The sequence below is a fragment of the Methylobacterium aquaticum genome, from assembly GCF_001043915.1.
Classification (GTDB): Bacteria; Pseudomonadota; Alphaproteobacteria; order Rhizobiales; family Beijerinckiaceae; genus Methylobacterium; species Methylobacterium aquaticum.
The window spans coordinates 1-723 of record NZ_LABX01000358.1 but is presented as its reverse complement, the minus strand read 5'-3'; the positions used below and the strand labels follow the sequence as shown (position 1 = coordinate 723).

Genomic DNA, 723 nt, shown 5'->3' with positions numbered 1-723 from the left:
GAGGTCTCGGCTGCCCGTCCGCAGCGGGAGGCGATGCGTCTCCCCCAGGCGGGGTCGCGGACCGTGCCGCAGGCGTCGGCTTCGGCCGCGAGCGCGCAGGATCCCGCCGTCGTCCCGGATCGGGACGGCGCGGGGTCCGACACGGGGTCCGACACGGGGTCCGACACGGGGTCCGCACCGGTCCCCGCTCCGACCGATGGCGCCCCGCTCGCCGCGGTGTCGTGGCCGATCCGCACCGACGCGGCCATCCCGTTCCCGATCGCCGCCGCGGCTTTGGCCGATGCTCCGGCGCCGGCCCCGTCGCTGCGAGCCCTCGGACCTGCGGTCGACCCGGCCACGACCGACGTCACGCCGCGTCCGGCGATCGTCGTGGTCGCGCAGGAGACGCATTTCGCCCCGATCGCGACGCCGTCCCTCGCGGCCCGTCCGGCGCCCGACGCCCCCGTGCCGGCGAGTTCTCCGGTGACTGGATCCGTCGCCACATCGGCCGTGCCGCGCGACGCGGATCGCTCGGTCTCGGAAGCGCCGCCGATCGCCCTGCCGTCGACCGCCGCGGCAGTCCCGCCGACGGGCATGCGGGGTCCCGCCGCAATCGACAAGCAGCCCGCGGCCATGCCCGCCGGTCCGATCCCCCATCCGGCGGCCGTGAATGCGACCTCCCCGCAGCCCGCGAATGCGACCTCCGCGCAGCCCGCGATGGCGCCGCCCGCACCGGGCGGTGCT

General features: G+C 77.5%; 1 pseudogene. It reads left to right on the top strand.

From position 1 onward, the window contains the following. Positions 1-33: 33 nt before the first annotated feature. Positions 34-723, top strand: a pseudogene (locus VP06_RS31870) (hypothetical protein); the annotation flags it as partial.